At 68.3% G+C, this 14,003-nt stretch carries 13 protein-coding genes; 6 read left to right on the top strand and 7 right to left on the bottom strand.

Going from position 1 to position 14,003, the window contains the following annotated elements; translation table 11 throughout:
• Positions 1-89: 89 nt before the first annotated feature.
• Positions 90-2,201 (bottom strand): M13 family metallopeptidase, encoded by a 2,112-nt coding sequence (locus tag ACM2ZB_RS12710; RefSeq protein WP_416055696.1) that lies wholly within the window; start codon positions 2,199-2,201, stop codon positions 90-92.
• 285 nt (positions 2,202-2,486) lie between these two features.
• On the opposite strand from ACM2ZB_RS12710, the gene ACM2ZB_RS12705 reads away from it, so the two are divergent.
• The gene (locus tag ACM2ZB_RS12705; RefSeq protein ID WP_416055695.1) at positions 2,487-5,438 is read left to right on the top strand and encodes an EAL domain-containing protein; all 2,952 of its coding nucleotides are present in this window, start codon (positions 2,487-2,489) and stop codon (positions 5,436-5,438) included.
• Between the two features lie 47 nt (positions 5,439-5,485).
• On the opposite strand, the gene ACM2ZB_RS12700 is transcribed toward ACM2ZB_RS12705, so the two are convergent.
• On the bottom strand, positions 5,486-6,367 hold the full coding sequence (locus ACM2ZB_RS12700; RefSeq protein ID WP_416055694.1) for a LysR family transcriptional regulator: 882 nt from the start codon (positions 6,365-6,367) through the stop codon (positions 5,486-5,488).
• A 95-nt stretch (positions 6,368-6,462) separates the two neighbouring features.
• Here ACM2ZB_RS12700 and ACM2ZB_RS12695 point away from each other — a divergent pair, with 95 nt between their 5' ends.
• From ACM2ZB_RS12695 to ACM2ZB_RS12680, 4 genes are all read left to right on the top strand, one after another.
• Positions 6,463-6,876 carry a DoxX family protein gene (locus tag ACM2ZB_RS12695; protein WP_313439193.1) on the top strand — a complete coding sequence of 138 codons (414 nt, stop codon included), beginning with the start codon at positions 6,463-6,465 and terminating at the stop codon, positions 6,874-6,876.
• A 31-nt stretch (positions 6,877-6,907) separates the two neighbouring features.
• The gene (locus ACM2ZB_RS12690) at positions 6,908-7,714 is read left to right on the top strand and encodes a dioxygenase (RefSeq protein WP_416055693.1); all 807 of its coding nucleotides are present in this window, start codon (positions 6,908-6,910) and stop codon (positions 7,712-7,714) included.
• Complete coding sequence (locus tag ACM2ZB_RS12685) at positions 7,711-8,364, top strand: alpha/beta hydrolase (protein WP_416055692.1); 654 nt, start codon at positions 7,711-7,713, stop codon at positions 8,362-8,364. The genes ACM2ZB_RS12690 and ACM2ZB_RS12685 overlap by 4 nt, the downstream gene beginning before the upstream one ends.
• A 111-nt stretch (positions 8,365-8,475) precedes the next feature.
• Positions 8,476-10,125, top strand: coding sequence for a Na+/H+ antiporter (locus tag ACM2ZB_RS12680; RefSeq protein WP_313439187.1), 1,650 nt, complete (start codon positions 8,476-8,478; stop codon positions 10,123-10,125).
• A 103-nt stretch (positions 10,126-10,228) separates the two neighbouring features.
• Here the strand turns inward: ACM2ZB_RS12680 and ACM2ZB_RS12675 are convergent, their stop codons facing one another.
• Positions 10,229-10,477 (bottom strand): DUF3297 family protein, encoded by a 249-nt coding sequence (locus tag ACM2ZB_RS12675; RefSeq protein ID WP_313439184.1) that lies wholly within the window; start codon positions 10,475-10,477, stop codon positions 10,229-10,231.
• 89 nt (positions 10,478-10,566) lie between these two features.
• On the opposite strand from ACM2ZB_RS12675, the gene ACM2ZB_RS12670 reads away from it, so the two are divergent.
• Positions 10,567-11,109: a hypothetical protein gene (locus ACM2ZB_RS12670; protein WP_313439181.1), complete on the top strand. Its 543-nt coding sequence runs from the start codon at positions 10,567-10,569 to the stop codon at positions 11,107-11,109.
• An 81-nt stretch (positions 11,110-11,190) separates the two neighbouring features.
• Here ACM2ZB_RS12670 and ACM2ZB_RS12665 read toward each other — a convergent pair whose 3' ends face one another.
• The 4 genes from ACM2ZB_RS12665 to motA all read right to left on the bottom strand — a co-directional run bounded on the left by ACM2ZB_RS12665 (position 11,191) and on the right by motA (position 13,924).
• Positions 11,191-11,466, bottom strand: a complete 276-nt coding sequence (locus ACM2ZB_RS12665; protein WP_313439178.1) for a DUF4031 domain-containing protein — start codon at positions 11,464-11,466, stop codon at positions 11,191-11,193.
• A gap of 13 nt (positions 11,467-11,479) precedes the next feature.
• Complete coding sequence (locus ACM2ZB_RS12660) at positions 11,480-11,977, bottom strand: hypothetical protein (protein ID WP_416055691.1); 498 nt, start codon at positions 11,975-11,977, stop codon at positions 11,480-11,482.
• A gap of 132 nt (positions 11,978-12,109) precedes the next feature.
• Positions 12,110-13,066 carry a flagellar motor protein MotB gene (gene motB / locus ACM2ZB_RS12655; RefSeq protein ID WP_416055690.1) on the bottom strand — a complete coding sequence of 319 codons (957 nt, stop codon included), beginning with the start codon at positions 13,064-13,066 and terminating at the stop codon, positions 12,110-12,112.
• A gap of 3 nt (positions 13,067-13,069) precedes the next feature.
• The gene (motA, locus tag ACM2ZB_RS12650; protein ID WP_313439169.1) at positions 13,070-13,924 is read right to left on the bottom strand and encodes a flagellar motor stator protein MotA; all 855 of its coding nucleotides are present in this window, start codon (positions 13,922-13,924) and stop codon (positions 13,070-13,072) included.
• Positions 13,925-14,003: the final 79 nt, after the last annotated feature.

Genomic DNA, 14,003 nt, shown 5'->3' with positions numbered 1-14,003 from the left:
CACGACGCGCCGCCAGTAGATCCACGCCACGCGTGGATAACGCGGCATCCCAAAAAAACGGGCGCCTTTCGGCGCCCGTCTGCTTCACATCACCACACCTTGACCCGCTTGTCCGGGGCCAGGTACAGCTTCTGGCCTTCCTTCACTTCAAACGCCGGGTACCAGGCGTCGATGTTGCGCACGGTCAGCGCGCGGTACTGGCCCGGTGCATGCACGTCGGTCAGCAGGCCGTTGCGCAGCGCCTGTTCGCGGCTCTTGCTGCGCCACGCCTGGGCGAAGCCCAGGAAGAAGCGCTGGTCGGGGGTGAAGCCTTCCAGGGTCTGGCCCGGCTTGCCCTGCAGCGACATCTGGTAGGCGTCGTAGGCGGTGCCCAGGCCGGCCACATCGGCAATGTTCTCGCCCAGGGTCAGCTTGCCGTTCACATGCACGCCGGGGAACGGCTCGTAGCTGCTGAACTGCGCAGCCAGCGCATCGCCGGCGGCGTTGAACTGCTTGAGGTCTTCGGCCGTCCACCAGTTGTGCAGCTTGCCGGTTTCATCGAACAGCGCGCCGGCATTGTCGAAGCCGTGGCTGATCTCGTGGCCGATCACCGCGCCGATGGCACCGTAGTTCACCGCATCGTCGGCGGCACCGTCGAAGAACGGCGGCTGCAGGATCGCGGCCGGGAACACCAGGCGGTTTTCCAGCGGCACGTTCATCGCGTTGATGGTCTGCGGCAGCATCGCCCACTCGCTGTGGTCGACCGGCTTGCCCAGCTTGGCGACGTTGCGCTCGTATTCGAACCGTTCGGCACGCTGCGCGTTGCCCAGCGGATCGTCACGGCGGATCTCCAGCCCGGTGTAGTCGCGCCACTTGTCCGGGTAACCCATGCCCACGGTCAGGCCGGCCACCTTGGCCTTGGCGTGTGCCTTGGTCTGCGGCGACATCCAGGCCAGGGCGTCGATGCGCTTGGCGAAGGCGGCGATGATGTTCTTCGCCATTTCGTCCGCGCGTTCCTTGGTCTTGGCGTCGAAGTGCTTTTCCACGTAACGCTTGCCGATGGCTTCACCCACGGCGTGGTTGGCGTCGTCCACCGCACGCTTCCAGCGGTCGCTCTGCTGCGGGGTGCCGCTCAGCGCGGTGCCATGGAAGGCAAAGCGGGCGTCGGCGAAGTTCTTCGGCAGGTAGGCGGCGGCGCGGTCCAGCGCGTGGAAGGTCATGTAGTCCTTCCAGACGTCCAGCGGCTCGGTGGCCACCAGCTTGGACAGGCCGGCCACGGCCTTGGGCTGCCAGACGATGAAGTCCTGCTGCTGGCCCAGCTTGGCGGCGTCCAGGAACGCGGCCCAGTCCATGCCCGGAGCCTTGGCGTTGAAGTCCGCCTGCGTCCAGGGGTTGGCACCCTGGGTCACGTTGTTGGTTTCTTCCTGGCTGGCATGGGCCTGGGCGATCTTCGTTTCCAGCGCCAGGATGCGCTGCGCCTTGCCGGCCGGGTCGGCCACGCCGGCCAGCTGCAGCACCTGCGCGATGTAGGCCTGGTACTGCTTGCGCAGGTCGGCCATGCGGCCATCGCCCAGGTAGAAGTCGCGGTCGGGCATGCCCAGGCCGCCCTGTACCAGGTACGGCGCGTTGCGGTCCGGCTGCAGCATGTCCACCGACACCCACAGGCCGAACAGACGGTCGGTGTAGAAGTTGGTGGCATTGAGCAGGTCCACGTCGGCGCGCATGTCGCCACCCAGCGCGCGTGCCAGGGCTGCCTTGTCGGCAATGCCGCCGATGGCCGCCAGCTGCGGCTGCACGGGGGCCAGGCCACGCTTCTCGATGCCGGCCTCGTCCATGTAGGCGGCGTAGTAATCGCCGATCAGCTTGTCATCGCCGCTGGCCTGCGCATTGCCGGCGGCCCCTTCCAGGATCGCGCGGGTGTCGGCCTGGGTCTTTTCGGCGATGACGTTGAAGCTGCCAAAACGCGAACGGTCGGCCGGGATCTCGGTGTTCTTCACCCAGGTGCCGTTGGCGAAGCCGAAGAAGTCGTCGCCGGCGGCGATGCTGCGGTCCATGCCGCTGGCATCGAAGCCGAAACTGCCCAGCATCGGCTTGGCCGGGGCAGGGGCGGCATCGGCCGGCGCAGCGGTACCGGCAGCCGGTTCGGCCGGGCGGTCGCAGGCGGCCAGGGACAGGCTGGCGAGGATGGCCAGCGCCAGGGTGGGACGGCGCAGCTTGGACATGGACTTCTCTTGCGGCGGAAAACCCCAAGTCTAATCCCCCGCGCGTGCACTGGCCGCACCGCCGGTGGGGCAGCGCTGTGCGCGATCTGGCTGAACGCGCGGCGGTGACCTTCACGCGGCCACCGGGGTGGTGCATGCTGCGGGCGGGGGCCCTGCGCAGCCATGGGAGGTGGCGTGCCGGGCAGGTCGAGGCGTCAAGAATGGCGTCCGCCGGCCGTTGACGTCGGGGACGTGGAGGAATCGTTCGCGCATGAAGCCAGCCGACAGTACAGGGAAGATCGACCGATGCCGGCGCTGAGACGCGCGCTGGCCCGGCCGCTGCGTGCCATCACCTGGGGCGGCGTTGCGCTGGGCGTGCTGCTGGCAGTGGGCCTGGCGGCCATGCTGGTCAACGACTACCAGCGCCGCCTGGAAGCGGCGCAGCGGCAGAGCCGTGCCTTGGCGGTGGGTACTGAGCGGTTGCTCGCACTGGAGCTGCGCAACCTGGAACGGGCCATGAGCGGTATTGCCGCCGATGCTGCCGAACTGTTCCGCAGCGTGCCGGCACAGGCCCCGAGCCTGCTGGATGCGGCCATCAGTGGTGTGCTCAGCCGCCATGCCGAACTGCACAGCATCGTGGTGCTCGATACCTATGGCCGCGCATTGACGGCCGGCAAGGGCGACCTGCAGCTGCCGCTGTGGAGCGACCCGCAGCGGCGTGGGCAGGGCAGTGCGCTGTACGTCGGCCCGCCGCAGCGCGTCAGCGACGGCGGCTGGGTGGTGCCGCTGGCACTGCCGATGGCCGGCGACCGCTGGCTGCTGGCGCGGCTGCGTTGCGAGGAACTGCAGCGCATCGTCGGCGGCCTGGATGTCGGCCCACACGGGCTGGTATCGATCAGTGATCGTGATGGCGCCATGCTCGCCCGGGTGCCGCACCCGCAGGCGACGGTGGGTCGTCGCTATCAGCTGCCGGGACGCGATCTGCTGGGTCGTGCTGCTCTGGTGGAACTGGGCAGCATCCCTGGCGCCGTGGATGGCATCCCGCGCATTTCCACCATCAGCACGCTGCAGCACAGCCCGCTGGCGGTGCAGGTCGGGTTGGCCGACGAGGATGTGCTGGCACCGTGGTGGCCTTACCTGCAGGCGGCCGTGGCCATCATGCTTGCCTACACCGCCGTGCTGCTGGTCCTGCTGTACGCGGTTCGCCGCAGTACCCGCAGCCATCAGTCGATGGCCGAAGAACTGCGTACCGGCCATGCCGAGCTGCTGTTGGCCCACCAGGTCGGGCGGGTGTGTACGTGGTACGTGGACGAGGATGCCGCGCAGCTGCACTGGTCGCCGCTGGCGCGGGAGATCTTCGATGTGCAGGCCGATGCGTTGCCGGTGGCCGAGTTCTTCACCCGCGTGCACCGCGATGACAGCGAGCGCCTGCAGCGGGCTTTTGACCAGGCCTTTGCCGGCAGTGCGGTGCTGGACGAGGAATTCCGCCTGGTGCTGCCCGGTGGCCACGTACGCTGGGTGGCTGCGCGCGGCCAGCGGGTGGAGGTGGCCGACCGCCAGCGGCGGATGATCGGTGCGCTGACCGACCAGACCGAGCGTTACCGGGCACGCGAACAGATGAGCCGTGCAGAGCGCCGCTTCCGCCTGTTGTTCGACCGCAATCCGGCGCCATTCTGGGTGTTCGATCCGGAAAGCCTGCGTTTCCTTGAGGTCAACGAGGCGGCCGTCGAGCAGTATGGCTACAGCCGCGAGGAATTTCTGGCCATGAGCATTCTCGACATCCGTCCTCGCGGCGGGTGGGACGAGGTGATGGGGGCGATTGCGCGAGCGCGGGTGGATGGGCTGCCGGAATCGACGGTGCGCATGCACCGGCGCCGTGATGGCAGCGAATTCGAGGTACGTGCGCACCTGTCCATGCTGGATTTCGACGGCCGCCCGGCCTGCCTGGTGCTGGCCGAGGATGTGAGCGAGCGGCTGGCCTACGAGCGCGACCTGGCCTACCGGGCGCGGCACAACCCGGATACGGGCCTGCTGACCGTGCGCGCGCTGACCGAACAGCTGGACGCGCAGGAAGGTGCCTACACCATCGCCTACGTGCAGCTGCGTGGCCTGCAGCTGGTGGCCGACACGCTCGGCCGCGAGATCGGCGATGCGGTGCTGCAGTCGATGGCCCAGCGCCTGGGCGGGCTGGGCGCGCGTTTCGGTTCCCTGGCCTTCCAGCCGGCCGAAGACTTCGTGCTGGCCATCGGCGGCGAGCACACCGCCCAGCGGGCGCTGGATGATCTGCTGCAGATCGTCTCGGCGCCGATGCGCGGCAAGGATTCACTGCACCAGTTCGAGCCGCGCATCGGCGTGGCCGTGCACGCGGTGGGCGATGGCCACAGCGCCGAACAGGTGATCGGCATGGCCGCGCAGGCCGCGCACGCGGCACGCGCCGAAGGCAACGTGGTGGCCTGGTTCGATACGGCGGTGACCACCCGCCTGGCCGACCGCCTGCGCCTGGCGGCACGCATCCACGCCGCCATCGACAACGAATTCCAGCTGTACTTCCAGCCGATCCGCCATGCCAGCGACGGCAGCCCGGCCGCGCTGGAAGCCCTGCTGCGCTGGCCGCAGGCCGATGGCAGCTTCATTCCGCCCAGCGAGTTCATCCAGCTGTGCGAGGACACCGGCCTGATCCTGGCGCTGGGGCGCTGGGTGATCCGCGCGGCGGCGCAGGCACAGCGGCGGCTGGTGGATGCCGGCTGGGGCGAGCTGTCCATTGCGGTGAACGTGTCGGCGGTGCAGTTCTTCAACAGCGATCTGGTGGCCGAATTCACCCGCGCGCAGAAGGACTTCGGGCTGGCCCGCGGCGCGCTGCACATGGAACTGACCGAGAGCAGCCTGATGCGCAAGCCAGCGCAGGCGTTGCAGACCATGCAGCGGCTGCACGAGCAGGGCATCAGCGTGTCGCTGGATGACTTCGGCACCGGCTATTCCAGCATGTCCTACCTGCAGCACCTGCCGCTGGACATCCTGAAGATCGACCGCAGCTTCGTGGCCGATGTGGAAACCAACCCGCGCAATGCCTCGATCTGCCGCGCGCTGCTGTCGCTGGGCCACAGCATGGGGCTGACCATCATTGCCGAAGGCGTGGAAACGCCGGGGCAGCTGAACTGGCTGGCCGCGCATGGCTGCGACCAGGTGCAGGGCTACCTGCTGGGACGGCCAGCGCCGCTGGAGCAGATCATCGACGCGCTGGATGAGGTGGTGGCCTGACGGTGGAAATCCGCCGGGCCATGCCCGGCGAGCGCGAAGCGCGGGCGTCACACCCCCGCATCCACCAGGTAATCGATGAAGCTGCGCACCTTCGGCGCCAGGTGGCTGCGGCTGGTGTAGACGGCGAAGATGCCGATCGCCGGCACGTCCCATTCGGGCAGCACGCGCAGCAGGCGGCCGTCGGCCAGCGCATCGTCCAGCAGGAAATCCGGCTGCAGGATCACGCCCATGCCGGCGATGGCCGCTTCGCGCAGCACATCGCCGTTGTTGGCCTGCAGGATGCTGTTCACCGTCACCCGGGTTTCGCCGCCGGGCCCCTGCAGTGGCCACTGGCTGCCCGACGCCCAGTAGCTGTAGCCCAGGCAATCGTGCTGTTCCAGGTCCTGCGGCGTGCGCGGGGTGCCGCGCGCGGCCAGGTAGGACGGTGCCGCGCACAGGGTGATGCGGGCCTGGCCGAGACGGCGCGCGATCAGCGCCGGGCTGGGTTCGCGGGTGATGCGGATGGCCACGTCATAGCCTTCTTCCACCATGTCCACCAGGCGGTCGGACAGGGCCAGGTCCAGTTCCACCTGCGGGTACCGCTGGCGATAGCCGGCCAGCAGCGGGCCGAGCCGGGCGATGCCCCAGCTGACCGGCGCATTGATGCGCAACGTGCCCGAAGGCTCCAGCGCCTGCGCGCCGATGCTCGCTTCCAGCGCGTCGAACTCGGCCAGCAGGCGCACGCACTGGGCGTAGTAGGCCGCCCCGGCGCTGGTCGGGCTGACCCGGCGCGTGGTGCGGTGGAGCAGGCGGGTGGACAGGCGCTTTTCCAGCGCGGCCACCTGCCGGGTCACGCCGGCGGTGGACATGCCCAACGCCTGGGCGGCGGCGCTGAAGCCGTTGCGCTCGACCACCGCCACGAATACGCGCATTGCGTCCAGGGTGTCCATTGTTGCGACTTTTGAAATAAATACGGTCGGATCATCGTATTTATCCGCCATGGTGAGCGCAATAAGCTGTGTCCACTCCTTCCGAGGTCGCCGCCATGTCCACCGCCGTCTCCCGCCCGTTGTCACCGCTCGCCCCCTATGCCGGCACCCTGTTGCGGCTGGCGCTGGGCGGCCTGTTCCTGGCCCACGGCCTGACCAAGCTGCTGGTGTTCACCCCGGCCGGCACGGCGGCCTACTTCCAGTCGCTGGGCCTGCCTGGTGTGCTGGGGTATTTCACCCTCGTTGCCGAGCTGGGCATCGCCACCGCCCTGCTGCTGGGCGTGTACGCGCGCTGGATCGGCCTGCTGGGCGTGCCGCTGCTGCTGGGCACGATCGTTACCGTGCACGGCGCCAATGGTTTCAGCTTCGCCAATGCCGGCGGTGGCTGGGAATACCCGGCGTTCTGGGCACTGGCCCTGGTCGTGCTGTTCCTGCTGGGCGATGGCCGCTGGACCCTGCGTTCGCGCTGATCGCCCCCTGCAAGAGTTACTGGAGGATTCCATGTCCCGCCTGCCTTCGCTGTACATCTCCCATGGTTCGCCGATGACCGCCCTGCACCCGGGGCAGGTCGGCGTGCGGCTGGCCGAGCTGGCCCGCGACCTGCCCACGCCGCGTGCGATCGTGATGGCCTCGGCGCACTGGCTGGCCCGCCAGCCGCTGGTCGGGGCGCACCCGCAGCCGCCGACCATCCATGACTTCGGCGGCTTCCCGCGCGAACTGTTCGAACTGCAGTACCCGGCCCCGGGCGATCCGGCGCTGGCCGAAGAGGTGGCCGGCCGCATCGCCGCTGCCGGCCTGCCGGTAGCCATCGATCCGCACCGTGGCCTGGATCACGGCGCCTGGGTGCCGCTGCGCATGCTGCGCCCGCAGGCCGACCTGCCAGTGGTGCCACTGTCGATCCAGCCGATGCTGGGCCCGCAGCACCAGTACGCGCTGGGCCGCGCGCTGGCACCGCTGCGCGAGCAGGGCGTGCTGCTGATCGGTTCGGGCAGCATCACCCACAACCTGCACGACTGGCGCGATTACCAGGACGGCAAGGAAGCGCCGTACGTGCGCCCCTTCATCGAATGGGTGGAACAACGGCTGGCCGCCAACGACCGCGACGCGCTGTTCGACTACCGCCGCCAGGCACCGTTTGCCGAACGCGCGCACCCCACCGATGAGCACCTGCTGCCGCTGTACTTCGCGATGGGCGCGGCCGGCGAGGGCGGCTTCGGTGCACAGCGCATCGATGCGGGCATCGACGCCGGCATGCTGGCCATGGACATCTACCGCTTCGACGGCGCCGCAGCGGCGGTGGCCGCATGAGCGCGGTGCTGCCGAAGCTGGAGCGGCCGGCGCAGGGCCCGGCACAGGGGCTGGTGGTGCTGCTGCATGGCGTGGGCAGCAACGAGCAGTCGCTGGCCGGGCTGGCCCAGGCCATCGACCCGCGCCTGCACGTGCTGCTGCCGCGGGGGCCGCTGGTGTTCGGGCCACAGGCGTTCGGCTGGTTCACCGTGCGCTTCGGCGCGCAGGGGCCGGTGATCGACCCGGCGCAGGCCGAGCAGTCGCGCCTGCTGCTGGGCGACTGGCTGGTCGCGCAGCAGCAGCGGCTGGGCGTGCAGGCGCGGCAGACCGTGCTGGCCGGTTTCAGCCAGGGCGGCATCATGAGCGCCAGCGTCGCCCTGACCCAGCCGCAGCGGGTGAAGTCCTTCGGCGTGCTGTGCGGGCGCATCCTGCCGGAGATCGCCCCGCACGTGCCGGCAGATATCGCCGATGCCGGGCTGGACGGCCTGCTGGTGCACGGCCATGCCGATGACAAGCTGCCATATACGCTGGCCGAATCCGCAGCTGCGCGCCTGCAGGCGCTGGGCGTGGCCCACCAGCTGCGTGGCTACCCGGTTGGCCACACGCTGTCGGCGGACATGCAGCAGGACATCCAGGGCTGGATCGCGCAGCGTTTGCTGTCGCTGCCCTGACGCGCATTCACACAGCGGGCCGCAGCGACGGCCTGCTGTGTTAAGTTTTTTTCCAGTCTCCGGCGCACACCGGTTTTTCCCGGGCCCCACGCGCCGCTTCCTGGAAGAAGCATGCACACCATCGAAGTCGTCCTGGCGATGCTGGTGGCCGTTGTCGCCAGCGGTTACCTGGTTCGCGTCCTGCCATTCTCGTTGCCGCTGCCGTTGGTGCAGATCGGCCTGGGCGCGGTCATTGCCGGGGTGTTCAACCGTGGCCACGCGCTGGAACCGGAAGTGTTCTTCCTGCTGTTCCTGCCGCCGCTGCTGTTCCTGGATGGTTGGCGCATTCCCAAGCAGGGCCTGTTCCGCGATAAAGGCGCGATCCTCGAACTGGCCTTCGGCCTGGTGGTGTTCACCGTCATCGGTGCGGGCCTGCTGATCCACTGGATGATTCCGGTGATGCCGCTGGCGGTGTGCTTCGCGCTGGCCGCCATCGTCTCGCCCACCGACCCGGTGGCGGTCGGTGCGATCGCCGCCAAGGCGCCCATTCCCAAGCGCCTGATGCACATCCTGGAAGGCGAATCGCTGCTCAACGATGCATCGGGCCTGGTCTGCTTCCGCTTCGCCGTGGCCGCGGTGATGACCGGCAGCTTCTCGCTGGCCACCGCGTCGCTGACCTTCCTGTGGGTGGCCGTGGCCGGCCTGGCGGTGGGCGTGGCGGTCACCCTGGGCGTATCCACCTTCCAGCGCTGGCTGTGGCGCCGCTTCGGCGAAGAGCCCGGTGCGGCGATGCTGGTCAACCTGCTCATTCCGTTCGCGGCCTACCTGCTGGCCGAAGAAATCCATGCCTCGGGCATCCTCGCCGCGGTCGCCGCCGGCATCGCGATGAGCTACGTGGAGCTGACCGGCCGCGTATCAGGCAGCATGCGCGTGCAGCGTGCCGGGGTCTGGAACATGCTGCAGTTCAGTTTCAACGGCATCATGTTCGTGCTGCTGGGTGAGCAGCTGCCGGGTATCGTCGAGCGCGCCACCACCACCATGAACGAGAGCGGCCACCAGAGCGCCTGGTGGCTGCTGGTGTACGTGCTGGTGATCAATGCCACGCTGATCGCGCTGCGCCTGCTTTGGGTGTGGCTGTCGCTGCGCTGGAACCTGCTGCGTGCGCGCCGCCGTGGGCTGGAACATGGCGAGGCGCCGAACTGGCGCATCGTGGTGGCCACCTCGGTGGCGGGTGTGCGCGGTGCCATCACCCTGGCCGGTGTGTTGACCCTGCCGCTGTTCCTGCCCGACGGCAGTGCCTTCCCGGCGCGTGACCTGGTGATCTTCCTGGCGGCGGCGGTGATCCTGTTCTCGCTGGTGGGCGCCAGCGTGGCCCTGCCGCAGCTGCTGAAGGGTCTGCAGCTGCCGGCCGATTCGGGCGACCGCAAGGAAGAGGACCTGGCCCGCCGGCTGTCCTCCAAGGCTGCCCTGGCCGGGGTGGAGCGCATGCGCCAGCAGATGGTGATGAACCAGAACACCGAGAACGTGCAGCTGTACAACGACGCTGCCTCGCGGGTCAGCCTGCTGTACCAGCGCCATCTGGAAAAGGACAACGACGGCCCCGACGTGGACCCGGAGAAGGTCAACCGGATGGAGCAGGGCTACCGCCAGCTGCGCAGCGCCGGCCTGAACGCCGAACGCGAGGAGCTGTTCCGCCTGACGCGGCGCGGGGTGATTTCCGATGAGATCTCGCGCCGGCTGATCCGCAACCTGGACCTGCTGGAATCGCGCAAGCGCGATTGACGCCTGCATGTAGAGCCGAGCCCATGCTCGGCTGCTCTCCGTTCCAGGCTCACGGCCCTGCGGAAAGAGCAGCCGAGCACGGGCTCGGCTCTACAACAGCGGGTTATTCCGGCTTCTGGTCCAGGTAGTACACCTCGACCTTGCCCTTGGACTTGATGGTCATCGGGTTGCCGCGGCGGTCGCGGGCCTTGCCGGCCTGTACCCGGATCCAGCCTTCGCTGACCGAGTATTCCTCGACGTTGTCACGCTCGATGTCGTTGAAACGCACGCCAACGCCGCGTTCCAGGGCCTGGGCGTCGTGGAAGGGGCTGGCCGGGTTGATCGCCAGGTGGTCGGGAGGGGTATCGCTCATCGCTTCATTCACAGTGACGGCCACCAAGGCCGGCTTCAGCGGCACAGGATAAACCGTAGAATGCCGGCCTGCCCCAAGGAGTGCCCGCCATGCCCGACAACAGCGATTATTTCGACTTCGAGGAAGACGCCCACGATTTCGACGAAGACGACTTCGAGGCGCGGGTCTGGAACCTGCTGGTGCTGATCAACCCCGGCGACGAGGAGCTGGCGCTGCAGCAGTTCAACCGCTGGCGCGAGCACCTGGCCGAGGATGGGCAGCCGCTGGAAGCGGACAGCGACTGGCTGCCGGCGCTGCTCACGGCCATCGCCTGGCAGTCCGGCTTCGAAGTGGAGCGCGATGACCTGGAATCGCTGCAGTCGGCGGTGAACGAGCTGTCGGCGCGCTTCAACCTGCAGCTGGACTGGGGTGGCGACCTGGACGACGAGGATTTCGCCGCCGACCTGGACGGTGTGCAGCTGATGTCCACCGCCTTCGACCGTCTGCGCGAGCACAACTACACGTTGTGGAGCGTGGATGCGGGCAATGAGGGCTTCACTGGCTGGATGGCGCTGACCCGCGACGATGACGCGCTGCTGGCGCTGTGTTCGCTGCTGAACGTGGAAGTGCGGCTGGGCAGCGACCCGTTCTGATCGGTAGCGCCGGGCCATGCCCGGCGGCTTCTCACCGCGCTGCGCGCTCGCCGGGCATGGCCCGGCGCTACCCGTACCCGCCTACGGCTGGTACTGCGCCCGGGCGTTGGCGATCACCGCTTTGACCAGGTCGCGGTCGGTGTGCCGGGAAATGGCGCGTGCGCCCAATGCGATCGCCTGCGCGCGCAGTTCGGCGTTGACATCGTAGTGGGCGCCGCTGGCCTTGTTCTGGAAGGCCCGCGGTGGAATGCCGAGCTGCGCCGCCATCGCGTGCAGCTCGGCCAGGGTGTCGGCCATCAGGTGCGCCCAGCGCTGTCCGCGCCAGGGATGCACCGCGTCATCGACGTAGACCGACACGGCCGCGGCCGGTTCAGGCCTGCGGCTTGCCGTCGGTGTCGGCGGCGTCGGCCGGAGCGGCCTCGGCGTCGGCAGCGGCTTCAGCCACATCGCCTTCGGCGGCTTCGCCTTCGGTGCCTTCCTCGGCTTCCACGGTCTCGAATTCGGACACCAGCTTGTCCAGGTATTCGTCAGCGGTCTGGCCGGCTTCGGCCGCCAGGGTGTCCAGCAGCTTCTGCATCAGCTCGGAATATTCCAGGTTGACCTTGCGGCCTTCCTTTTCCTGCACGTTGGACAGGTGCTTGAGCATGGCCAGCATCGGCACCGGGTTGTCGGCGTTGCCCATGGTCTGGCCACCGATGGCCAGCAGCCACTCACGGCCCTGCAGGCCGATGGCGGCCACGGCCTGACCATCTTCATTGGTCAGCACGGCGTGGTTCTGCACCTGCTGCTGGGCATTCAGGCGGAGGAACGGGCGCTTGCCCTGCTGCTTCTTGCGCTTGTCGCGCTTGGCCTTGGAGGACTGGGACATGGGGTGGGGTCACCTGGAAACGGAAAGACCGCCATTGTACTGGGTGCCGCGCTGCGCGCTCGCCGGGCATGGCCCGGCGCTACCGGATCGCAGCGCCCCAGGTAGCGCCGGGCCATGCCCGGCGGAGACCGATCAGGGGGCTACCGCCGGCGTGGCGGGCTCACCCTGTGCGGCCTGTACGTCCGGGTCGACCGTGGTGGCCGACAGCCCCACCTGCGGGCCAGCGCCGGCCAGGGCGGCTTCTTCGGCGGCCTTGGTCATCACCACGATGCTGATGCGGCGGTTGATCGGGTTCTGCGGGTCGGTCTTGTCGAACAGCACCGACGAGGACAGGCCAACCACGCGGGTGATCTTGCTGTCTTCCATGCCACCGTCGACCAGGGCACGGCGCGCCGCGTTGGCGCGGTCGGCGCTCAGTTCCCAGTTGCCGTAGCCGCGCGCGGCCGAATAGGCGGTGATATCGGTGTGCCCGGTCAGGCTGATCCGGTTCGGCACGTGGTTCAGGTACTCGGCCAGTTCGTGCAGGATCTGCTGGGTGTACGGCTTCAGCGTGGCGCTGCCGAGGTCGAACATCGGGCGGTTCTGCTTGTCCACGATCTGGATGCGCAGGCCTTCGGGGGTCAGGTCCAGCAGCAGCTGGTCCTTGAACGGCTCCAGCGCCTGGCTGCGGCTGATCGCTTCCTGCAGTTCCTTCATCAGCGCTTCCAGCTGCTGCTTGTCGCGCTGCTGCTGGTCCACCGGCTGCGGCACCGCTTCGCGCTGGTTCTGGAAGGGGTCGTTGCTGCTGCCACGGGAAATATCGGTGGCACCGCCCAGCTTGATCATCGACGTACTGGCGCCGCCGGGGCCGGCCATGCCCGGTGCGGGCGTGGGGCTCTGCCCGGCCAACGGGCTGGGGTTGCGGAAGTATTCGGAAATGGCCGCACGTTCGGGCTTGCTGGTGCTGGCCATCAGCCACAGCACCAGGAAGAAGGCCATCATCGCGGTCACGAAGTCGGCGTAGGCCACTTTCCACGAACCGCCGTGGTGGGCGGCATGGCCGGCCTTCTTGACCCGGCGGACGATGACGGTGGGCTTGTTCTCGGCCATGGCTTACTTGACCGTCTTCAGGTGCTGCTCGAAATCGGAGAACGCCGGGCGCACGTTCGACGGCAGGGTCTTGCGGGCGAATTCCAGGGCGATCTTCGGGTTGTAGCCGCGCAGGCAGGCCAGCAGGGCGGTCTTCACCGATTCGTAGATGCGGCTGTCCTGTTCGGCACGTGCTTCCATCGCCGAGGCCATCGGGCCGACGAAGCCGTAGCCGAGCAGGATGCCCAGGAAGGTACCGACCAGCGCGCCGGCCACGTGGCCGCCCACTTCGACGATGTCGCCGCCGATCGAGCCCATGGTGATGACGATGCCCAGCACGGCCGCGACGATGCCGAAGCCGGGCAGGCCATCGGCCACCTTGTTCATCACCTGCGAGGGCGCCATCGCTTCGGCGTGGTGCTTTTCCAGCTCCAGCTCCAGCAGCGGTTCCAGCTCGTGCGGTTCGATGTTGCTGCCGATCATCAGGCGCAGGCAGTCGGTGATGAAGTCGATCAGGTGGTGGTCGGCCTGCACCTTGGGGTAGTTGGCGAACAGGGCGCTTTCGGCCGGCCGTTCGACATGGTCTTCCAAGGCCATGAAGCCTTCGCGGCGGGCCTTGTTCAGCAGTTCATAGACCAGGCTGAGGACGTCGATGTAGTCCTGCTGCTTGTAGCGCGGGCCCTTGAACACGCCCACCATGGCCTGCAGGGTCTGCTTGACGGTCTTGGCCGGGGTGCCCACCAGGAAGGCGCCCAGGGCAGCGCCGCCGATGATGACCAGTTCGTAGGGCTGCCAGAGGGCACCCAGGCGGCCGTGGGCGCCGAGGTAGCCGCCCAGCACGCTGATGATGACGACCAGGAATCCAACGATGATGAGCATGGCGCGACGCAAGGAGAGGGGATATCTCCTTGTCGGCCCGGCCCGGGTATTTCTGAAGAGGGAATTCTGTGAAGTCGGT

The sequence above is a fragment of the Stenotrophomonas maltophilia genome (assembly GCF_047782825.1).
GTDB lineage: Bacteria > Pseudomonadota > Gammaproteobacteria > Xanthomonadales > Xanthomonadaceae > Stenotrophomonas.
The sequence above is the reverse complement of the archived record's forward strand: the minus strand, read 5'-3'. Positions and strand labels throughout refer to the sequence as shown.

Bases quoted from the DNA above. Each gene is read 5' to 3' on its own strand.
- ACM2ZB_RS12710 (WP_416055696.1), bottom strand. From the start codon at position 2,201: ATGTCCAAGCTGCGCCGTCCCACCCTGGCGCTGGCCATCCTCGCCAGC.
- ACM2ZB_RS12705 (WP_416055695.1), top strand. From the start codon at position 2,487: ATGCCGGCGCTGAGACGCGCGCTGGCCCGGCCGCTGCGTGCCATCACC.
- ACM2ZB_RS12700 (WP_416055694.1), bottom strand. From the start codon at position 6,367: ATGGACACCCTGGACGCAATGCGCGTATTCGTGGCGGTGGTCGAGCGC.
- ACM2ZB_RS12695 (WP_313439193.1), top strand. From the start codon at position 6,463: ATGTCCACCGCCGTCTCCCGCCCGTTGTCACCGCTCGCCCCCTATGCC.
- ACM2ZB_RS12690 (WP_416055693.1), top strand. From the start codon at position 6,908: ATGTCCCGCCTGCCTTCGCTGTACATCTCCCATGGTTCGCCGATGACC.
- ACM2ZB_RS12685 (WP_416055692.1), top strand. From the start codon at position 7,711: ATGAGCGCGGTGCTGCCGAAGCTGGAGCGGCCGGCGCAGGGCCCGGCA.
- ACM2ZB_RS12680 (WP_313439187.1), top strand. From the start codon at position 8,476: ATGCACACCATCGAAGTCGTCCTGGCGATGCTGGTGGCCGTTGTCGCC.
- ACM2ZB_RS12675 (WP_313439184.1), bottom strand. From the start codon at position 10,477: ATGAGCGATACCCCTCCCGACCACCTGGCGATCAACCCGGCCAGCCCC.
- ACM2ZB_RS12670 (WP_313439181.1), top strand. From the start codon at position 10,567: ATGCCCGACAACAGCGATTATTTCGACTTCGAGGAAGACGCCCACGAT.
- ACM2ZB_RS12660 (WP_416055691.1), bottom strand. From the start codon at position 11,977: ATGTCCCAGTCCTCCAAGGCCAAGCGCGACAAGCGCAAGAAGCAGCAG.
- motB (WP_416055690.1), bottom strand. From the start codon at position 13,066: ATGGCCGAGAACAAGCCCACCGTCATCGTCCGCCGGGTCAAGAAGGCC.
- motA (WP_313439169.1), bottom strand. From the start codon at position 13,924: ATGCTCATCATCGTTGGATTCCTGGTCGTCATCATCAGCGTGCTGGGC.